We start from the raw sequence: 20,714 nt of genomic DNA, 5'->3' as shown, positions 1-20,714 counted from the left end.
GTCATCGACCGGACACCACTCCGGTCAAATCGCGCCAGTCATGGCGCTCCGCGCCATGCCTGGCGCACCACAAAAAAAAGCGCCGTGCGAGAGCACGGCGCTTTTCGGGGGTCTCATTGCGGCTGCGATCAGTTGGTCTGCTGGATCGCCGACAGTTCCCAATTGCCGCCGGTACGACGGGCAAAGGTCCAGACCTCGGTGGCCTCGGTCGGCTGGTCGCCGCCGGCGACGATCGCGCCGGTATTACGGTCGACCGTCTTGTCGGTCAGCGCGAAGCGCATCGCCACCGTCGCATAGTCGGTCTCGCCCTCGCGCCAGGCTTCCGCCAGGTCGCCCTGCAGGAGCTTTGTGTTGGACACCTTGTTGACGACATTGCGCGCGCGGTTCTCCGCGAGGTCCTTCTCGAAATAGGAGACCATCTCGGGCGTGGCGAGCGTGTGCAGCTTGGCCACGTCCTCGTTCGACCAGGCCGCCTGGGTCTCACCGAGCAGACGCTCAAAGGCCTCATAGTCGGCCGGCTTGATCTCGAGCGGGGCGTTGTTGGCGCCGAAGCCGAACCCGGACAGGCCGCTGCGATAGCTGGTCTGCGATCCCGGGTCGGGACCGGCGCTCGGGCCGGCATAGGCCGGCTGCGGCGCGTGACGGCGCTGCCACCAGGACATCGCCAGCCGCACGACCAGCACGACGAGCGCGATCTGGATGATCAGGCCGAGGATCGACGACAGGCCGCCCAGGCCGCCGAACAGGCCGCCACCGAACAGCATGCCCAAGAGGCCGGCGCCCAGGAAACCGGCCGCGAGGCCGCCCATGAAGCCGCCAGCGCGGCCGAACAGGCCGCCGCGCGCGGGCGCGGCAGCAGCCGAGTTCATGCCGACACCCGGCTGGGTGTAGGTGCGATTGAACTGCGAGGTCGAGCCCGGCGCGGTCTGCGTCGACGGCGGCGCGGAATAGGTCCGCGAGCCGCGCGAGCCCGACGAGAAGCCGCCGCCGACGCGGGCGTCGGCGGACGAGATCGCGAGCGCGGTCGGCAGTGCCAGCGCCAGAACGACGGCGATGGTCTTCACGAAACTGCGGCTACGTTGCGAGAAATTCATGTGCGTTTCCCATTTTTCCCCGGCATGGGGAAGTGCCCTTAAGATGGGCACGACGGCGCAAAAGTGAAGCCACTATCGGAACCCCCGGCTGCGGCCCTCAGTCGCGGGGATGTGGCAAAAGCCCATATTTGGCGGGGGTTTGACAGGGTGCTGGTCTCGGGTTACCGGCGATTCCCGGCGGTCTCAGCCCTGTTTCGTCATCGTCTCCTTCACGGCGGCGACGAGCTGGCTAAGCGTGAAGGGCTTTGGCAGGAAGTCGAACTGCTGGCCCTCAGGCAGGCTCTTTTCGAAGGCGTCCTCGGCATAGCCGGAGACGAAGATGAACTTGATGTCGGGATTCTGCTCGCGCATCGCCTTGAGCAATGTCGGGCCGTCCATCTCGGGCATGACGACGTCGGACACGACGAGGTCGATCGCGCCGCCCTGCTCATCCAGCACCTCCATCGCCTCGACGCCGTTCTCAGCCTCGACCACGGTGTAGCCGCGCGAGCGCAGGCCGCGTGCGTTGAGCGCGCGCAGGCCCTCCTCGTCCTCGACGAGCAGGATGGTGCCTTGACCCGTAAGGTCGGTGCGCGGCTTGGCGTCGGCTGCGGGCGCGCCCTTGACCTGCTCGGTCGCAACAGCGGCAGCGCCATTGGTCGCCGCAGCCGGCGTCTCGGCCTGCGTCTCGGGCTCGGGACGATGGCGCGGCAGGAAGATCTGGAACGAGGTGCCCTTGCCCGGCTCGGAATCGACGTAGATGAAACCGCCGGTCTGCTTGACGATGCCGTAGACGGTGGAGAGCCCGAGGCCGGTACCCTTGCCGACTTCCTTGGTCGAGAAGAACGGCTCGAAAATCTTGTCGCGGATGTCGGCAGGAATGCCGGTGCCGGTGTCGGAGACCTCGATGCGCACATAGTCGGCAGCCGGCATGCCCTTGTAGGCCAGCTTGACTGACTCTTCCGCGGTCACGTTCGCGGTGCGGATAATCAGCTTGCCGCCGTCGGGCATCGCGTCGCGCGCGTTCACCGCGAGGTTGACGATCACCTGCTCGAACTGGGAGACGTCGACCTTGACCGGCCAGAGGTCGCGGCCGTGGATGGTCTCGTGCTTGACCTTCTCGCCGATCAGCCGGCGCAGCAGCATGGCGAGATCGGAGAGCGCATCGCCGAGATCGAGCACCTGCGGCCGCAGCGTCTGCCGGCGCGAGAAGGCCAGCAGTTGCCGCACCAGGGTCGCAGCCCGCGTCGCGTTCTGCTTGATCTGCATGATGTCCTGGAACGACGGATCGGTCGGCTTGTGCGCGTTCAGGAGGAAGTCGTTCGCCATCATGATCGCGGACAGCACGTTGTTGAAGTCGTGGGCGATGCCGCCGGCGAGCTGGCCGACCGTCTCCATCTTCTGCGACTGGTTGATCTGGTTCTCCAGCGCGCGCCGCTCGGTGGTCTCGAGCATGTAGACAATGGCGGCTTCGGTATCGCGCTCGTCCTCCTCCACCGGCGTGACGAAGAACTGGCCCCAGCGCTCCTTCGTCCCTTCCAAGGCGACCTCGACCGGCGCGATGTCGGCCTGGCCTTCGGCCGCCTGGTTGATCGCCGCGATCAGGATATGCCGGTCGCGCGAACTGACGGCGCGGAAGATCGACTTGCTGGCGCTGTCGAGGCCAAGCCCCTGCCCCAGCTTCGCATAACGGGCGTTGGCGCGAACCACGTTGCCGCCGCGATCGACGGTCGCGATCGCCATCGGCGTGTGGTCGAAGAAGCGCATGAAGCGCACTTCGGCGGCGCGGTCGGGATCGCTGCGCTCGTCGCGGGCGCGGCTGATCACCAGCGTGCGCGAGGGGCCCGGCACGCCGTCGGCACCGAAGGCGAGCTTATGATAGAGCCGCACCGGCATGGACTTGCCGGTGCGCATGCGCAAATCGATGTCGAAGACTTCCGTCTTGACCTCGCCGGGCACCGCCACGATCGAGGTGAGCAGCGAAGCACCATCGCCGGAGACGATGTCGGTCAGCTTCAGCCCGCCCGAGCCGATCTCGGCAAGGTCGTAATCGAGCCAGTTCGCCAGCGTCGCATTGACATAGGCGAGCTCGCCGGCAGGGTTGACCGAGAAGAAGCCGCACGGTGCGTGGTCGAGATATTCGATCGCGTGCTGGAGCTCCTGGAAGACGTCCTCCTGGCGTTCGCGGTCGCGCGTGATGTCGGCGATCGACCACACCGCATATTTCGCGTCGCGCTTGGCCGTGCCGAGCGGGCGCACGCGCATCCGCAGCCAGCGGCCCTGGCTGCCGTCCACGCCGGAGATGCGCACCTCTTCCTGCTGCCGTTTTCCCTCACGCGCGGCCTTGAGCAGGCGGAACACCGCTTCCGAAACGTCGGGATTGCCGATGAAGACGCGCTCGACGGGACGGACGTCCGGCGGGCCGGACGCGCCGGTCAGCGTCAGATAGGCGGCATTGGAATAGACGACATGGCCGCGCGGGTCGGTCACCGCGAGCCCGTCAAAGGCGTGATCGGCGATGTGCCCCATCACGGGATCATCGAGACTGCGGTCGACGAAACGGATGATGCCGGCGGCGAAGGCGAACAGGTTGAACAGACCCACCATCGCGAGCACCGCGAGGATGCCTAGGATATAGGGCTGCGCCTGCACGCGCCCGAGCGTCATCAGCCCGACGGCGACAGCCACCAGGGCGGCCGCGACCAGGAGCACCAGCGCTATGCTGCCCGAGCGTGGCGACGGCTCATGTGCCGTGGCGGGCTCGCGAGGCAGATCATGGTCGGTCTCAGCAGTCATCTCAAGCGGCGCAGCCTGTCGGCAGGAAAGGGACGCGCGACTTGCCGCGCGGGTTCCTCCTGCCTGAATCGGACCCGCGGGCGCAAGTGTGGAAGGTACGCTGATTCCCAGATTACGGCCATTTCCAGTACTTTTCGGAGGTTTTAGCCGCGCCCGGCGGAGAAGCCGCGCTTCAGCCGCATGACGTAGCCGATGACCTCGGCGACCGCATGGTAGTGTTCCACGGGGATCTCCTGGTCGATCTCGACGGTGGCATAGAGCGCGCGCGCCAGTGGCACGTTCTCGACGATCGGGATGTCGTGGGCGCGGGCGATCTCCCGGATTTTGAAGGCGAGATTGTCGACGCCCTTGGCGACGCAGGTCGGCGCCGACATGCCGCGTTCATAGGACAGCGCCACCGAATAGTGGGTCGGGTTGGTGATGATCACGGAAGCCTTGGGAACCGCCGACATCATGCGCTTCCGCGAGCGCTGCTGGCGCAACTGCCTCAGCTTGCCCTTGATGTGCGGATCGCCTTCGGACTGCTTGAACTCCTCCTTGATCTCCTGGAGCGACATCTTCTGGCGCTGGAACCAGCTTCGGTACTGGAACAGGTAGTCGGCGATCGCCACGATCGCCAGCGCCGCGACCACTGCGCCCATGAGCTGTACCGTCAGGCTCGTGGTCGCGCCCATCATCGCTGCCGGGTCGAGCTTGACCATGGCTTCCATCCGGTGCCGTTCCGGCCACAGGATCATGGTCATGACCGCGCCGAGCGCGATGAGCTTGCCGATGCCCTTGAGGAAGTTGGCTGCCGCCTGCTTGCCGAAAATGCGCGCGAAGCCTGCGCCCGGCGAGATCTTGCTGAATTTGGGTTTGAGTGACTCCGCCGACCAGACCAGGCGGTGCTGGAGCATGTTGCCGGCGATCGCGGCAAGCGCCAGCATCAAGAGCGGCACGCCGATCGCGGCGATGACGGCGAGTTCGAGCTGCTGCGTCAGCGCGATCAGGCTCTTGCCGTCGGTCTTGATCATCCAGGAATTGGCGAGCAGGTTGCGCATCGGCATCAACAGCCCGCCGCCGATCGAGCCGGAAAAGGTCGAGATCACGAGCGTTGCACCCGCGATCACGAACCATGTGTTGATCTCCTGACTCTTGGCAACGTCGCCGCGCTCGAGCGCCTCGTCGAGACGTTTTTGTGTCGGGTCTTCTGTTTGACCGTCGGGATCTTTGTCGTCGGCCATCGATCCCTCACTTCAGCGGCATCATCTGGTGCATGACACCGATGAAGTAATCGAGGAAGGTGCCCATCATCGCCGCGATGACGACGCCGAGCACCAGGAAGCCCGCGAAGATCGAGAGCGGGACGCCGACGAAATAGACCTGCATCTGCGGCATCAGCCGCGCCAGCACACCAAGCCCGATATTGAAGACGAGACCGAACACCAGGAACGGCCCGGACAGTTGCAGCCCCAGCCGAAAGGCTGACGAAAATGCCCGCGTCGCAAGCGAGGCGACGTCGCCGCTCGACATCGTCTCGCCCGGGGCAAAGATCTTGTAGCTGTCGTTGAGCGCGGCGATCACGAGGTGATGGCTGTCGGTGGCGAACAACAACGTCACGCCCAGCATGGTGAGGAAGTTGCCGACCAGCACACCCTGCTGGCCCTGTGTCGGATCGACCGAGGTGACGAAGCCGAGCCCCATCTGCTGCGCGATGATGGCGCCGGCGACCTGGAGAGCTGCCAGCGTCACGCGCGCGGTCGCGCCGAGCACGATGCCGATCACGATCTCATGCATCATCAGCACGAGCAGCGATGTGATCGAGTTCATGTCGACATTGTAGGCGTTGCGGTGCAGCGGCAGGATGATCAGCGTCAGGAGCAGCGCGATCGACAGTTTGACGCGGGTCGGGATGTTGGTCTCGCCCAGTCCCGGCAACAGCATCACCATCGCGCCGACCCGGGCGAAGGCCAGCATGAAGGACGCGGCAAGCGCCGGCAGCAGCGAGATGTCGATGCGCATAACTCATGCATCTTGCATCAGCCGCCGATGATTCGCGACGATATCCGCAGCATATGGGCGTGAAGCGAGTCGGCCATGAACGGCAGCGCCAATAGCATCGTGGCAAAGATCGCCAGGATCTTCGGCACGTAGATCAGCGTCTGCTCCTGGATCTGCGTCAGCGCCTGGAATAGCGACACCACGACACCGACCACGAGGCCGACGACCATGAGGGGCGACGATACGATCACGATCGTCCAGATCGCATCGCGCGCGACGTCGAGGGTTTCAGGTCCGGTCATTGCAATTCTCGCTTTACAGATCATTCCGTCATTCCGGGGCGCGCGTAGCGCGAACCCGGAATCTCGAGATTCCGGGTTCGGTGCTTCGCACCGCCCCGGAATGACACCGACGATCAAATCGGCATCTTCATGATATCTTCGTAGGCCTGGATCACCCGATCGCGCACCGAGACGAGCGTCGAGACCGCGACGTCGGTTTCGGCAACCGCCGTCACCACGTCCATCACATTTGCCTTGCCGCCCGCCATCGCGACCGACTGCGCGTCCGACTTGCGGCCGCTTTCCATGACGCTGCCGACGGCGTCCTTCAGCAGCGCGGCAAAGGACTGGCCGGGCGCCTCAGTGCCCTTGCCGGGACCGCTGTTTTCCAGCACGCGCGCGAGGTTGGCATAAGCGTTGGCGGCAATTGTCGGCGAAGCCATGGCTTAATTCCCTGTCAGGACTTGAGGATGTCGAGCGTGCGCTGGATCATACGGCGCGTCGCACTGATGATGTTGAGGTTGGCCTCGTAGGACCGCTGCGCGTCGCGCATGTCGGTCATTTCGACCATCGAGTTCACGTTCGGATATTTGACGTTGCCGCTGGCGTCCGCCGCCGGGTTGTTCGGTTCGTATCTGACGCGGAAGGCGGACTGGTCAGGCTTGATCTTGCCGAGCGTCACGACCTGCGCGTCGAGCGTGCGGTCGAGCGCAGAGGAGAAGGTCGGCACCTTGCGGCGATAGGGATCGCCGCCGGCACTCTGCGCGGTCGATTCCGCGTTGGCGATGTTTTCCGAGATCACCCGGATGCGCCCGGCCTGCGCACGCAGGCCGGAGGTCGCAATCGCCATTGAACGACCGAAGTCACTGCTGTCATTCGCCATGATGGCCTCTTCGTTTGAGCATGATCTCCGCGCAAACGCGTTCCGCGTTTGTCGCGAGGGAAAACCGCTGCACACTTTTCCGGATCATGCTCTAGCCTTTCCCGAGCGCGGTCTTCAGCAGATGAAGGCTCTTGGAGTAGAGCGAGGTCGCCGCCGCATAGTCCATCTGGTTGGCCGCAACCTTCGTCATCTCTTCCTCGAGATTGACGGCGTTGCCGGCGGGACGGGTCTCGAAGCCCGCATTCTTGTTCTGGTCGAAGCTCGACTGCGCGCCGGACGGGCCCATGTGCGAGGCGCTGGTGCGCGCCATCGCCAACGGTCCCATCGAGCCGGTCACGGCGCCGGCCTTGTCGAATTTCGGCTCGACCAGGTCGCGCGGCCGGAATCGGGGGGTGTCGGAATTGGAGACGTTCTCGGACAGGACGCGCTGGCGTTCCTGGTGCCACTGCATCTTGGTGCGAAGCGCCGAGAGCACCGGGAGGTCGTTGATGGACATCTTCTGCGGCTCCTTCCGCCTCCGGATCGAGCCCGGAGCTAGGCAGAATTTGCCGCGTGTATGGTTAATAGCTGGTTAAGATGTGGCTTACGCCTGTCCCCCAATGGGACGATGCCTCGAGCCCCCGTGATTCTACGCGCGAAAAGCGAAATTAACCCAATCGCTTGGCGGGCGAGTGAATTCCAAGAAGTCGTTTTGGATCGAGCGATTCATGGGTTATTAAGAGTTTGGGGACGGCAGGCTTTGCCGTGGGGAGTTGAGAGATCAAACTTCTGGGGCGTTGCAGGCCTTTGGTCGGGCGGATACGACCTTGGCCGCATTAAGGAAAGCGCCATTTGCCGGGGACAAGCATGCAGGCTGTGACCTTTATCTTCGCATTCATCGCCGTTCTGGCGCTGATCGGCCTCGCCGCTTGGCTGGTTCGCCGATTCGCGACCAACCGGCTGGGTGCCAACACCCAGCGCGGCAGGATGCCCCGGCTTGCCGTGATCGACGCCGCGGCTGTGGACGGCCGCCGTCGCCTGGTCCTGGTCCGGCGCGACAATGTCGAGCATCTCCTGATGATCGGCGGCCCGACCGACATCGTCGTGGAACCCAATATTGTGCGCGCCGCGCCCTCGCGCGATCAACTGCCGCAGCGGCCGGGCAGCGCCGAACCGCCGCGCCTGGCTCCGATGCCGGATGCCGGCGGTTGGGACGAAAGCCCGCGGCCCGAGTCGCTCGACCTTCCCGAGCCGCAGATGCCCGAGCCGCCGCCGCGCCCCGCGCGTCCCTCTTTCGCCGACGAAGTGCGCCGTCCGGCGCCGGCGCTCGCCGAGCGCCGCAATGATCCACTTGCGGGATTTACCGCCGAGCCCATCGCGCCGCGCCCCGAGCGCGAGTTGCGTCCCGAACCACCGATCCCGCCGCGCGTGCCGCGCAGCGAACCGATGATGCCGCGTCCGCCGCGCGGCAACGAGCCGCCGGCACCGCGCGAAGCGCCGAGAGAGGCACCAAGGGTGCCGCCGGTCCGCGCCGAACGCGCAGCCGCGCCACCGCCGCCCCCGCCGCCGTCTCCTCCGCCGCCGCCCGCGCCATCAAGCGCCGAGCAAAATCTCGCGGAAATGGCGCAGCGGCTCGAAGCGGCCCTGCGCCGCCCGGCCGGCGAGACCGTCGCACCGCCCGTCGCGCCCGAGCCGCCGTCCGCACCGCCGCCCCGCGCCCCGCGCAGCGAGCCGCCGGCTGCGCCTGCGCCTGCAAAGACGAGCTTTGAAAACCTCGAAGACGAGATGGCCTCCCTGCTCGGCCGTCCGAAGCCCTCTTCGTGAGGTTCTCGGCTTTCCCGCGTAGAGTTGTTTTCCTCTCAGTTCTGATCGGTGCCGCGGCTCTGGCGATGCCTGCGGCTGCCCAGGACATCAGCATCAATCTCGGCGGTGGCCCAGGTGGTGGCGGGGTCACCGAGCGCGCCATCCAGCTCATCGCGCTGCTCACGGTGCTGTCGATCGCGCCGTCCATCCTGATCATGATGACGTCGTTCACGCGCATCGTGGTCGTGCTGTCGCTGCTGCGCACCGCGATGGGGACCGCGACCGCGCCGCCGAACTCGGTGATCATCGCGCTGGCGATGTTCCTCACCGCCTTCGTCATGGGCCCGGTGCTGCAAAAATCCTACGACGACGGCATCCGCCCGCTGGTCGCAAACCAGATCCAGGTCGAGGATGCGCTGCAGCGCGCCTCGGTGCCGCTGCGCGGCTTCATGCAGAAGAACGTGCGCGAAAAGGATCTCAAGCTCTTCATGGATCTTTCCGGCGAGGCGCCGCCGGCAACGCCCGATGATCTGTCGCTGCGCATCCTGGTCCCCGCCTTCATGATCTCGGAATTGAAGCGTGCCTTCGAGATCGGCTTCCTCCTGTTCCTCCCCTTCCTCATCATCGACCTCGTCGTCGCCTCCGTCCTGATGTCGATGGGCATGATGATGCTGCCGCCGGCGGTGGTGTCGCTGCCGTTCAAGCTGATCTTCTTCGTGCTGGTCGACGGCTGGTCGCTGGTCGCGGGAAGCCTGGTGCAGAGTTACGGGGGATAGCTTTCCGTAAGGAAGCCCGCGCCCTCACCCCTCGTCATTGCGAGGAGCCCCTTGCGACGAAGCAATCCAGACTACCGCCGCGGATGGACTCAGGATTGCTTCGCGGAGCCTGGCATCGGGCCGCGCTTCGTGCGGACCCGTTGGCTCGCAATGACGGAGGAAGGGCCCTACCCCTTCACGTCATACTGCTTGCTGAGGTGGTCTCCGATCTGCACCAGCATGGCGACGGCTTCGGGGTAGCCGGGCTTGTCGATCGTCGCCTGCTCGGCCTTGGCGCGGAATTCCCAGCTATCGCCGTCGCGCAGGATCGAGATCGTCATGCCGTCCGGGGCATCGGCGTGGACCTTCAACTCGGCCAGCGCCATGGCAATGAGTTCGGCTTCGGACTTCACAGGCTTGCTCATATCGACCCTCTCCCGGCAACCGCGCTTGATCAGACTTATTGCGCTCTGGGTAACAGGTTGCCGTCTCATCAGACAACTGTCGAGGCACTAATATGGCACCGACCCCAGAGCTTCCGTTCCGATGGAATCGGAACGGAAGCTCCAGATTCCTGTTTTGACGCGTTTTCTTGAACGCGAACCGGTGCCCACTTCGCTGGAAAACGCTCTACCGGGTCATTTTGATCTGCCTCACGGGCTTGATCTCCGGCAAGGAGCCGGTGTGGTCGGCATTGTCCCTGGCCTGAGGCGAAGCCGGCGCGCGCGCGGTGGCGTCCGGGAAACGGGCCTTCATCTCGCGCAGGAAGCCGTCGAGCGTGTCGACGCTGGCGGCAAGTTTTGCGATCTCGACGAATTCGGCGCTGGAGGACGCAGCCGGCTTGCTCGCGATGTCGAAGGCGGCACGGTCGGCGCCGTCGCTCATCAGCGGAGCATACTTTTCGCGGAACCGCGACAGGCCGATGGAGTCGTCGGCGAGCGCAAAGCCGACCGCGGCACGGACCACGTCGCTCTTCTCGACCGCGTTGAGCGGCTTGAAGTCGCGATAACGCTCGCCGTAATAGAGCTCGATCTGCTCGGCGGATTCACGCCAGCGCCGCGCGGCCCAGAAGATATCGGAGCGCAGCCGGATCGCCTCGCGCCCCGCCACGTTGGACACGATGTCGAGCGCGAGGTCATGGCGGCCGACGTCGCTCTGCGCACGCGCCTCCAGCAACAGACGCTGCTGGCGCAATTCACCCGAGAGGTCGCTGATGCGGCTGGCGCGCAGCGCCGAGATCGCCATGTCCGGCTTGCGGTTGGCGAGATAGACCATCGCCAGGCGCGCGGCGACCTGGGCGCGCGCCGCACCTTCCAGACGGTGATCGACCTGGTACTGCAAGAGTTCGGCGGCCTGATCGAGCAGGTCGATCGAGGCCAGACGGTCGGCGAGCCGGCGGATCAGCTCGTCGCCACGCCGCCCGATCGGCGTCAGTTCACGGAATTCGAAGAACAGCGCGAGCGCCTCGATCGGCGCCAAATTGTCGCCCTTCAGCCCGAGGAATATCTGGACGAACAGGTCGGACGCCAGATCCTGCGCCTGCCGCGAGGCTTCCGCATTCGGCTGAAGCTTGGTCGCGGTGCGGGCAGCCTGGAGCGCTTCCGCATAGCGGCCGTTCTCGGAATACATCCGCGCCAGCATCTGGAGTGTCTTCACCTCGGTGGTATCACCACGCCAGGTGACCGCCAGCGTTTCGAGGTCGCGAAGCGCGTCGTCCTTGGTGATCTCGTCGCGCTTCTGGCGGAGCGCGACCTCGAGCTGCTTGGCCTCGGCCGCAGCCGGGCGATCGCTGGAAGCAACCGCGAACTTGTAGTCGTCGAGCGCATCCTTGTCGTGGCCGAGCGCCTCGGCGAGCCGACCGCGCAGCACCGCGAAGGACGCCTTCATCTCCGGCGGAATGCCGACCACCTCGAGCTCGCTGCGGCGCTTGGAGGCGCCGGCATAGTCCTTCACCTCGAGCGAGGCGCGCATCGCATCCATGGTGACAATGCGCTGGATGTCGAGCGGCAGCGAGGCAATGGCGAATTCGACGTTCTTGAACTTTTCCCGCGCATCGGCCCACTTGCCCTGGCGCGCATAGGCCAGCGCCTTCCACAATTGCGAATCGTGGCTGTTGCCGATCACGGGATTGGAGAGATCCTTGAGGCCCTGCGTCGGACGGCCGATCAGGATGCTGGCGATCGCGTGCATGACCAGCGCGTTGCTCTCCTCCTTGTTCTGGGGATCTGAGAGCATGACGTCGGTGATCGCCTTGGCCTCGTAGTACATCGCGCGCGACATGTAGAAATGTGCGAGGTCGAGCCGCGGGACGGAGCGCTGCGCGGGCTCGACGGCGGAGATCGCCGCGAGCAGCGCCGGCTGGCGCGTCATGAAGTTTTCGGACTGGCCCTTGCGCCATTCCTCGACGTTGAAGAGCGGCCGCACCGCGGTCGGTGCGCGCTCCGCGGAGACGTCGACCGGCGACAGCGTCAGTCCGCCCTTCTTGCCGAGCAGCACCTTGTCGAGGCCGACCTCGACGGCGACCTCTTCCGAGTTGGGACGGATGGCGATGCCGTGCGCGGATTCGAGCAGCGACAGGTCGACCATGTCCTGCCGCTTGATGAAACCGCGCACCGGGCGCTGCGCGGTGACGACGAACAGCGTGTCGCCGGCGTCGGGATCGGTGACCTTGTGCAGCAGGCCGGGGTTGGCAAAGGGAATGGCGATGTTGGCGAGCGCCGGATCGGTGATGTTGCGCATCATCATCAGCGGCAGCGGCGAGGCCGGGATCTTGTCGGCAAGCGTGAGCAGCCAGTTGGTCTCCTTGCCAACCTCCTCCGTCGTCAGCGAGTAGACCAGCGGCCGGGTCAGCCGGATGCGGACCACCTGCCCCTTGTCCAGCGCCATGCGGCTGACCTCGCCGATCATCGCGCCGCCCTTGGCGCGGATCGGTTCGAAGTCGATCGGCTTTGCGCTGTCGAACACCAGCCATACCGTGTCGCCGCGACGGAATGCGGCCGCCGGCGTCGCCACCGTGAGGGGCAGCAGCACGCGCAGGCCGTCACTGTCGCGACGTGCTTCGACGCTTGCAGCGGAGGCTGCGCCGGGTTGAGCGGGCGCTTCCGCGGTCGCGGGCTTCGGCGCTTCGGCGACCGCTTCCTTCGCTGCTTCCTTGACGACATCCTTGGCCGCCTCCTTGGCAGCCTCCTTGGGCATCTCGTTCAGCGCTTCCGCTACCGTCGGCTTGGCTGGCGCGGCGGGCGCGGCCGTCTCGGTCGCGGTGGCGGCCTTCGGCGCCTCGGCCGCATGCGCCTGCGATGAGCCTGGCTCGCTCACGGGCGGCGACGACTTGGGCGCTTCCGCCGCCGGTGTCGCCGCCTGCTCCGGTTTGGTCTCGACCGGCTTGATGTCGACGGGTTTAACGTCGATTTTGGCCTCGCGGGCGATCGCTTCCGAGGTGGGCGGGGTGATCTCGCGCTGGGCTTGCTTCTCGTTCGGCTTCTCGGCGGCCGCCTTCGGCCCGTGCTCGGCCGAAGGTTTTGCTTCAGTCGCGGGCTTTGCCGGCGCAAGCAGCGACTCCGCGCCAGGCGCAGCCTTCTTCTTGTCGGCCGGCTGGAAAGCAACGTCGACGACGTAGTTCTTGTCGTCGCGGAAATTGTGCACGTCGGATTCGCCGATCAGCACGAACTCTACGCTGGTCTGATCGATTTCGGTCTTCTGCTTGATCGAGGCGACGTTGGCGGGCGCAGCGATAATGGCGTCGGCAAGGTCGATATTGAGCGCAGCGTTGAAGGCGAGCGTGAGCTTTTGCTCGTTGAAGATCGACGACACGCCGACGCCGTCGGGCATCTCGAACACGAAGCGTACGAAAGTCGGCTGCACGGATGCGCGCACGCGTAGCGGCGGGCGCTTCTTGCTTTCGGCAATCGCCCGCTGCGTCCGCAGCGCGCGCTCGGCGGCGCGGGCGCGCTCGGCCAGTTCCTTGACGACGTCCATGGGCAGACTCGGCGGCGGCCCCTTCCACCCCTCAGGCAACAGGTCGACGAAGGTGCGCTCGCCGGCATTCATCGTATTGACCTTCACCCGGCGTGACAGCGACAGCCGAATGGCTCCGCCGTCGGGATCGCGCCGGGCGGAGTTGATGTAGTCGGGTGCGCCCTCGGGAATGCGCTCGACGGGCACGTCCACCGGGCGCTCGAAGCGGATGATCAGGATGGAGCCCGCGGTCGTGACCTCCGACGGCACGTCCTCGGCGAGCTTGATGATCAGCCGCCCGAAGCCGCCAGCCGCCGCCATGGAGGCTTCGCCCTGCACCGGCTCGGCCCGCGCAGGCATGGCGAGGCCGATCAGACCGATGAGAGCAAGCACGGGCAAACCATGGATACGGCGGCGCGCCCCTCGCCCGAATGCGCGGGCAAGCGACCAAAATCCAGCGGCAGCCTTTCGCGCCATTGGCGGCATTTGTTCCGGTCCGACGATCCATGCCGGCAATGGCGCCGGCCGCTGCCACGGACTGTAGGTCTCGCCAATTAAGGACTTGTTAATGCTATATCTTGATTTGCTTTGGGGCAGCACGCCGTGCCGGGTCGAACGTTTGCCGAGCCGCTGGCTTTGGATTTGAGACGCAGGCGGTTAAGGAGTTGTTAACACCTGCACGACAGCGCCGTCGCGGTTGGTCAGTCGCCCTGAGGTACGCCATAGCGGGCAAAGTCCTCGCCGATTCCGGCCTCCATTCTCCTTGCCGCCGAGATATCGGCATCGCCGCCCGATCTGTCGCCCAGCTTGAGTCTGGCAACCCCGCGCCCGTAAAGCGCGCTCGCCAGCTTGGGCGCGAACCGCAGCGCTGAATTGTAGTCATCGATTGCCGCGGAGAGGCGCCCCATCTTCAGGTGGATCAGAGCTCGCGAATCGTATGCTGCGGCGTTGTTCGATTCCGATTGAAGCGCCCTGTCGCAATCTTCCAGCGCAGCCTGCAAAGCGCCGAGGACGGCTCGGGCCCAACAGCGTCCGCTCCACACCGACCCCAGATTCGGATCAAGGCGAATTGCCTCGTCATAGTCCCGCTCGGCGCGATCGTACGCATTCCTCTTCAGGTAGGCTCCCGCACGGTTGGCAAAGGCGGCGCCATAGTTTGGGTTGAGCTTGAGCGCCTCCTCGAAAGCGCCAATGGCCAGGTCGTACGCGCCCTTCCTCAGATAAGCCACGCCGAGGTTGTTGAAGGCTTTCGCATAAGTTGGATTGAGCCTGATCGCTTCATCGAAATCCTTGATCGCGCGTTCGTAGTCGGTTTTGGCGCTATAGGCATTGCCCCTGTTGTTGTGGGCGATAGCGAAGCCGTTCGGCGTCCCCTCGCCTGCATCGATAAACGCCGTGCAGCCATCGATCCGAGCTTCGGGCGGCACGCGATCGGAGCCGTTACACAGTTCAACATTCTTGAGGGAGCCATCCTTCTTCGGCTTCTGCGCCAAGCTCGATGAACCGGACAGCACAACGATGAGAATGAGCGTCACTGCCCTGACGACACTGGCTCCTGCGGTCATTTTCACACCAAGCGTCCAACTCTGCAGCGGACGAAGCGCAGATTTCAATCTCTTTGCCCGGCCGGCGTTGCGCCGGCATCAGGGGCGGCTTCAGGTGACGCAACGTCCTCAGCATCCCCGGCAGATGTTGAGCTTGCGATTGCTGGCTCGATCGGGCTGCTGCGGCGCGGCTGCCGCCGGCTTCTTCAAAATACTGCTCTTGCCCTCTTCGATAAGGGTCGCAAATTTGACGGTCCCATCATCCGAAATTTCGATATGCGGCGTCGTGCCTCGGATTCCCATCGTCGCGACGGGAGTATCGACCTTCATGTCGCCGGTTTTTGCGATACTGCCAGCGACAATGGTGAACGTTCCCCGAGTGAGATTGAACAGGGTCGAATTGGACTTGCCGTCCGGGTCGTACACATACTGGTCCAACGCCATCCGGGCGTTGCTCGATAGATTGAACGAGGTGCCATCGGTAAAATTGATGCCGACCCGGCTGTCGACTCCGGTCCGCACCACGTCACCGAGATATACGGGATCACCGATGTTGGCCCGACCGGGTTCGCCCGAGACACTCGCCTGAACGACCACTGCGCCCGCACGTTCGATTGTGACCGAGCCCGTGGCCGCCACCACCTTCCCAATAGGTTTGGATGATGAGCCCGCAACGGCGGGCTTGGCGGAATCCATTTGCGCTCGAGCCGCGCTCGGCAAGAAACTGGAGAGCGCCAAGACAAAGCCAGTGACCAATGCGGTTATCGTATGTGTGCACATGATCCCCCCTTCTGAGAAGATCTTGTCGCTATCGCTGCCCCATTTCTTGAACCGCGAAGCGCAGCAGTGATACATATAATTGTTGTTTAATATGCTTGATCGGTCTAACTTATTCCGACGCCTGCAGGAACGCCACAAATTAAATACGTCTCGTTTGTCCATTTAATCACTTTGATGGGAGGGGGCACGGCGGGGAGTGGCAGGACACGTCGGTGCCCCCGCGCAATGCGTCTCTCCTGAGCTGACTTGATTATTTCGGCGGGCAAGCCGTTCGGCTGCCAGCGCTAGGATTTTTTGTCTCTTGGCGACGGCAGCCGAGCAGGACCAGGGCAGCACGCCGAGCCTGAATTGGTCACCAGGCGAGGTCGAGCCATGTTAGTTGCGTCCGGTATCCAGGTTGGCAACGGGGCCGCGATGGCCCTGCCCGTCCAAATCATTGGCTACATTGATACAGTGGTCGGTTGCGGTACGCTCACGCGAGCGGGCGGTGTCGCCATACAGGCCGTGGCTGGTACTCCTGTATGCCAGGATGACGCGATCGAGACCGATGCCGATGGGCGGATAGGGCTTCGCTTCATCGACGGCACTCTTTTCAACATCTCTTGCGGCACGCGCGTCGTGCTGAGCCAGTTCGTCTTCGATGCCAAGGGCGTGTCACCTGCCGCTTTATTCGACGTTACCCGAGGGAGCTTCAGTTTCTTAGCGGGCCGGCTGGCAGAAACCGGATCTCTCGAGTTGAACACGCCTGTTGCAAGCATTCGCCCCCGCACTCACGCGGGCGGTTTTGGGATGCTGACACTTGCAGCATTGACTTTCTCAGTTCTGAAAGATGCCGAGGCTGCGGATCCAGATGCAACATTCCTGGATGACGACTCCATCAGTTACAAGGACCTTGCACACGGTGCATTCGAGCTTGTGACCAAGGAGCCGATCCCGAGGCGTATCATCGTCGACGATCCCGGCGAGACAATTGTCCTCCACAAGGTGGGATCCTCAGTCGGTGTGAACCTGTTCCAGAACAGTGCTGCTCGCATGGAGGAGTTGCGTGCCGCCCAACAGGAGGCGCTCGCCAATCTTCAAGGGCAAGGACCGCACGGTTCGGGCACTCCTCCCTTCGTCAAATCCCTGCCGCTGCAGCCGATCAATTTCACTTCGCCCGACGCGCCCCCGCTGCAAGATTTGCTGCAGCCTGTATCACCATTCGTCGCTCCCATTTTCGAGCCTGTACCGCCGACGCTCAGCACCGGAGCAGGGCCAACCGAACTCGATACGGTGGTGTTTGACACATTCACTGCGACGAGCGGAACGTTCGCTGCCAGCAGCACCAACAGCGACGCCGGGCTGACCTTCGGCGTTGTAGGGGCGATCGCCGGCAACACCGTTCTGGACGGAGTGACATACAATCTGTCGAGGCCAAGTCCCTACGGGACGCTCTACGTCAACAGCACGAGCGGCGCCTACACGTTCGTGCCTGACAGTGCCGCAATCAACGCGCTGAAGACGCCCACGACCGACAGTTTCGTTATCACCGTTTCCGACGGACTCAACTCTGCGAGTCAAGTGTTCACGATCACCATTAACGGTGTCAACGACGCTGCGATCATCTCCGGCATCACGACCGGCTCAATTGTCGAGGCCGGCGGCATCGCCAACGGAACGCCCGGCACGCCGAATGCGACCGGCACACTCACCGACACCGACGTCGATGATCCGCCCAATACCTTCACGGCAGTGAACTCACCAACGGCGAGCGCCGGTGGCTATGGCAGCTTCACGATAACGGCGGCCGGCGTGTGGACCTATAGCGTGGACAACGCCAACGTGGCCGTGCAGGCGCTCAATGCCGGCGAGACGCTGACCGACAGCTTCACGGTGACCACGATCGGCGGCACCGCTCAAGTGGTGACGGTCACCATCCACGGCACCAACGACACCGCCGTCATCTCCGGCACCACGACCGGCGCAGTGATCGAGGCCGGTGGCCTCGCCAATGCAAACCCTGGCACGCCCACCGCGAGCGGCACGCTCACCGACACTGACGTCGACACAACAGCAAATGCTTTCACGGCAGTCGGCTCGCCGACGGCGAGCGCGGCCGGCTACGGCACCTTCACCATGACGGCAGGCGGCGTGTGGACCTACACGCTCGACAACGCCAACGGCGCGGTGCAGGCGCTGAATGTCGGCGGAACGCTCACCGACAGTTTCACTGTAACAACCCTCGACGGCACGCCGCAGGTGGTGACGATCACCATCCACGGCACCAACGACACGGCCGTCATTTCCGGCACCACGACCGGCTCGGTGGCCGAGGCTGGAGGCGTCGCCAATGCGACGCCCGGCACTCCGACCGCGACCGGCACGCTCGTAGCCTCCGACGTCGACAATACGTCCAATACCTTCACAGTGGTGAGTTCGCCCAGGGCAAGCGCGGGCGGTTACGGCACCTTTACGATAACCGCCGCCGGCGTGTGGGCCTACACGCTCGACAACGCCAACGGCGCGGTGCAGGCGCTGAATGTCGGCGGAACGCTCTCCGACAGTTTCACGGTAACAACCCTCGACGGCACGCCGCAGGTGGTGACGATCGCCATCCACGGCACCAACGATGCGGCCATCATTTCCGGCACCACGGCCGGCTCAGTGATCGAGGCGGGCACTTTTGCGCCGGGTACACCGACCGCGACCGGTACACTCACCGACATCGACCCGGACAATCCGTCCAACACGTTCACGGTTGTCTCTTCGCCTGCTGCGAGCGACGACGGCTACGGCACCTTCACCATGACGGCGGCCGGTGTCTGGACGTACACACTCGACAACAACAACAGCGTGGTGCAGGCGCTGGACGTCGGCGACACGTTGACCGACACGTTCACGATAACTTCGATCGACGGCACAACGCAGGCCGTGACCATCACCATCCATGGCGCCAGCGACGCGGACCCCAACGATTTCGACAACTTGGCCACCGGATCCGTCGTGATCACCGATCCCCCCAATGTGTTTGGAACACCGGGGGGCGAAACCATCGCGGGCGGCGGAGACATAGGACAAGTTATCTATGCGGGGGCCGGCAGCGATACCGTCAACGGCACCGGAAAAGCTGACATTCTCTATGGCGGCTCCGGCAACGATACAATCAAAGGCAATGATGGGAATGACACGATTTACGGTGGCTCGGGCAACGATACAATCAACGGCAATAACGGTGCCGACACTATCATTGGTGGATTCGGTGCGGACCAGCTCACCGGCAGCAATGGGAACGACCGCTTCGCCTATCTGTTCGTGGCCGATTCCCATGCCGGCCAGTTCGACACCATCACCGATTTTTCATCGGGAGCCGACAAGATCGACTTGACCGCTCTTGGCGCCCTTGGGTTCGTCATCCTGGCCCTGAGCTCAACAAGCACGGCCGTGCCGGCACATACGATCGCCTGGCTCTACGACGGCACGGCGAATGAAACGATCGTGTACGTCAATCCAACGGACCAGACCCTGCACATCGGCGATTCCGGCCTGCTCGAAATCCATCTGCAGGGGATTTCAACCATCGACGCATCGGACTTCATCCTGACCCCGGCGGCAGCACCTGTGGTGGCGGCTGCCGGTGAGTCGCTCGACATCACCGCAACAGCGCAGAGTGACGCGACGGCCGCGACGACGACCACGTCCGCGGCCTCGTCCGACTCCACGGGCGGCGACGGCACGCTTCTCGCTGACGGAAGCTCGACAATACAGTCGACGGATGCGACCTACGGACTCAACTCCAACGGGGACCGGATTGGATGGACCGAACATTCCAGCCTCTCCAGTTCAGACGAAGTGCAAACGCACGCGACCGAAACGACCGGCAGTGACGTGGTCGCGCCCCTGGCCAGCGGACTGTCCACGATCTCCAAGCACACCGCCGCACCGACGGAGACCCACTTCGTCTTCGATCACTTCGCAGGGTTCGACACCGACACGACGGCTGGCAAAAATGGCGCGATCGCCGGAAGTGGCCAGACGCCGGACATCGGTTTCGCCGCACTGAATTTTGCCCACGAGCAGCACGCCGGGCGCGGGCTTACGTCGGAGAGCAATGCCGGGGATCATGGTGCCCTGGACCCACAAGGCGCCGCCAATGCGATTCGCGCCCACGGCCATGCCAACAATGACGGCGCAGACGCGACGCTCAACCCGAGCTCGCTCAAATCGTCGACCGGCGACGTCAATCCTTCGCTTTCAAACAAGGCGGCCGAGCAGCACAACGCGCCCCATGGCGCGTCTGGGTCAACGCCTGCCAGCTCGCTTGAGCTCGGCGACTCCTTTCAGTTCAAGGCTGACACTCCGCATGGCCAGGGTTCACAGCTCAGCGCGAAGCTGGATAGTCCCTCAGACCCGGCCGATCATCACGACCACGCTGGAGGAGTCCACGAATCCGAAGTGGCGGCGTTGCTTGAACTGTCACCGCCCGATATTGATTCAGCTCACGGAGCAAGCACAATTCACGCCCATGTGCCACACGATCTGATCGTGTGACCCGCAAACCGATTGCGTCTTCAGTGTTGCTTTCGGGCGCAATCCGGCGCGGAGGCGTTCTCCTGGTCGAGACAAGAGTCATCATCGTTGCCGTCTTCCCCTTGGGGCGGCAATGCATGCTGATGGCTCAGCGCGGATATCCAGGCGTGCGTCATCGCCACTTCGAGCAGCCGGTTAACGGCCTCAATTGCGCGTTCTGCTGCGGACGAGTACTTCATGGCTTCCTCCCGCGCTGCCGGATTGCGAATGGCCGAAGCCTAGGGCCAGGTCTTGAGGGCCACTATACGCCACTTCACACTTGTGCGCGTCAACTCATCGCAGTCTCAGAAGATGCCGCTTGCTTCGCCTACATCCGCGAC

Annotated in this window: 16 protein-coding genes; 3 read left to right on the top strand and 13 right to left on the bottom strand. The window is 64.2% G+C overall.

Going from position 1 to position 20,714, the window contains the following annotated elements; genetic code table 11:
- Positions 1 to 128: 128 nt before the first annotated feature.
- The 8 genes from JQ632_RS32360 to flgB form a co-directional block, all read right to left on the bottom strand.
- On the bottom strand, positions 129 to 1,094 hold the full coding sequence (locus tag JQ632_RS32360) for a Tim44-like domain-containing protein (RefSeq protein ID WP_212406707.1): 966 nt from the start codon (positions 1,092 to 1,094) through the stop codon (positions 129 to 131).
- Between the two features lie 183 nt (positions 1,095 to 1,277).
- A complete protein-coding gene (gene cckA / locus JQ632_RS32355) occupies positions 1,278 to 3,869 on the bottom strand; it encodes a cell cycle histidine kinase CckA (protein ID WP_212406706.1) in 2,592 nt (863 codons plus the stop codon).
- A 143-nt stretch (positions 3,870 to 4,012) separates the two neighbouring features.
- A complete protein-coding gene (flhB, locus tag JQ632_RS32350) occupies positions 4,013 to 5,092 on the bottom strand; it encodes a flagellar biosynthesis protein FlhB (RefSeq protein ID WP_212406705.1) in 1,080 nt (359 codons plus the stop codon).
- A gap of 7 nt (positions 5,093 to 5,099) precedes the next feature.
- Positions 5,100 to 5,870, bottom strand: a complete 771-nt coding sequence (fliR, locus tag JQ632_RS32345) for a flagellar biosynthetic protein FliR (protein ID WP_212406704.1) — start codon at positions 5,868 to 5,870, stop codon at positions 5,100 to 5,102.
- 17 nt (positions 5,871 to 5,887) lie between these two features.
- Positions 5,888 to 6,151: a flagellar biosynthesis protein FliQ gene (fliQ, locus tag JQ632_RS32340; RefSeq protein ID WP_060736542.1), complete on the bottom strand. Its 264-nt coding sequence runs from the start codon at positions 6,149 to 6,151 to the stop codon at positions 5,888 to 5,890.
- A gap of 113 nt (positions 6,152 to 6,264) precedes the next feature.
- Positions 6,265 to 6,573 (bottom strand): flagellar hook-basal body complex protein FliE, encoded by a 309-nt coding sequence (gene fliE, locus JQ632_RS32335; RefSeq protein WP_212406703.1) that lies wholly within the window; start codon positions 6,571 to 6,573, stop codon positions 6,265 to 6,267.
- A 14-nt stretch (positions 6,574 to 6,587) separates the two neighbouring features.
- Positions 6,588 to 7,013 (bottom strand): flagellar basal body rod protein FlgC, encoded by a 426-nt coding sequence (flgC, locus tag JQ632_RS32330; protein WP_140976598.1) that lies wholly within the window; start codon positions 7,011 to 7,013, stop codon positions 6,588 to 6,590.
- A gap of 91 nt (positions 7,014 to 7,104) precedes the next feature.
- Positions 7,105 to 7,509 (bottom strand): flagellar basal body rod protein FlgB, encoded by a 405-nt coding sequence (gene flgB / locus JQ632_RS32325; RefSeq protein WP_212406702.1) that lies wholly within the window; start codon positions 7,507 to 7,509, stop codon positions 7,105 to 7,107.
- 350 nt (positions 7,510 to 7,859) lie between these two features.
- Here flgB and JQ632_RS32320 point away from each other — a divergent pair, with 350 nt between their 5' ends.
- Together JQ632_RS32320 and fliP are read left to right on the top strand one after the other, a co-directional pair.
- Positions 7,860 to 8,816: a flagellar biosynthetic protein FliO gene (locus tag JQ632_RS32320; protein WP_212406701.1), complete on the top strand. Its 957-nt coding sequence runs from the start codon at positions 7,860 to 7,862 to the stop codon at positions 8,814 to 8,816.
- Positions 8,813 to 9,571, top strand: a complete 759-nt coding sequence (fliP, locus tag JQ632_RS32315; protein WP_212406700.1) for a flagellar type III secretion system pore protein FliP — start codon at positions 8,813 to 8,815, stop codon at positions 9,569 to 9,571. Before JQ632_RS32320 ends, fliP begins: the two co-directional genes overlap by 4 nt.
- A 167-nt stretch (positions 9,572 to 9,738) precedes the next feature.
- Here fliP and JQ632_RS32310 read toward each other — a convergent pair whose 3' ends face one another.
- The 4 genes from JQ632_RS32310 to JQ632_RS32295 form a co-directional block, all read right to left on the bottom strand.
- On the bottom strand, positions 9,739 to 9,975 hold the full coding sequence (locus JQ632_RS32310; protein WP_212406699.1) for a hypothetical protein: 237 nt from the start codon (positions 9,973 to 9,975) through the stop codon (positions 9,739 to 9,741).
- A 205-nt stretch (positions 9,976 to 10,180) separates the two neighbouring features.
- Positions 10,181 to 13,981, bottom strand: a complete 3,801-nt coding sequence (locus JQ632_RS32305) for a tetratricopeptide repeat protein (protein ID WP_212406698.1) — start codon at positions 13,979 to 13,981, stop codon at positions 10,181 to 10,183.
- A gap of 224 nt (positions 13,982 to 14,205) precedes the next feature.
- Entirely contained in the window at positions 14,206 to 15,069 is an 864-nt protein-coding gene (locus tag JQ632_RS32300; protein ID WP_212406697.1) for a tetratricopeptide repeat protein, read from the bottom strand.
- A gap of 108 nt (positions 15,070 to 15,177) precedes the next feature.
- On the bottom strand, positions 15,178 to 15,744 hold the full coding sequence (locus tag JQ632_RS32295) for a FecR family protein (RefSeq protein ID WP_312015686.1): 567 nt from the start codon (positions 15,742 to 15,744) through the stop codon (positions 15,178 to 15,180).
- Positions 15,745 to 16,200: 456 nt separating this feature from the next.
- Between JQ632_RS32295 and JQ632_RS32290 the strand changes: the two genes are divergently transcribed.
- Complete coding sequence (locus JQ632_RS32290; protein WP_249152694.1) at positions 16,201 to 20,355, top strand: VCBS domain-containing protein; 4,155 nt, start codon at positions 16,201 to 16,203, stop codon at positions 20,353 to 20,355.
- A gap of 20 nt (positions 20,356 to 20,375) precedes the next feature.
- Here JQ632_RS32290 and JQ632_RS32285 read toward each other — a convergent pair whose 3' ends face one another.
- Entirely contained in the window at positions 20,376 to 20,573 is a 198-nt protein-coding gene (locus JQ632_RS32285; RefSeq protein ID WP_212406695.1) for a hypothetical protein, read from the bottom strand.
- Between the last annotated feature and the right edge of the window lie 141 nt (positions 20,574 to 20,714).

The sequence above is a fragment of the Bradyrhizobium liaoningense genome (genome assembly GCF_018130955.1).
In the GTDB taxonomy this organism is placed as follows: Bacteria; Pseudomonadota; Alphaproteobacteria; order Rhizobiales; family Xanthobacteraceae; genus Bradyrhizobium; species Bradyrhizobium liaoningense_C.
This window is presented reverse-complemented; position numbering and strand designations above follow the sequence as displayed.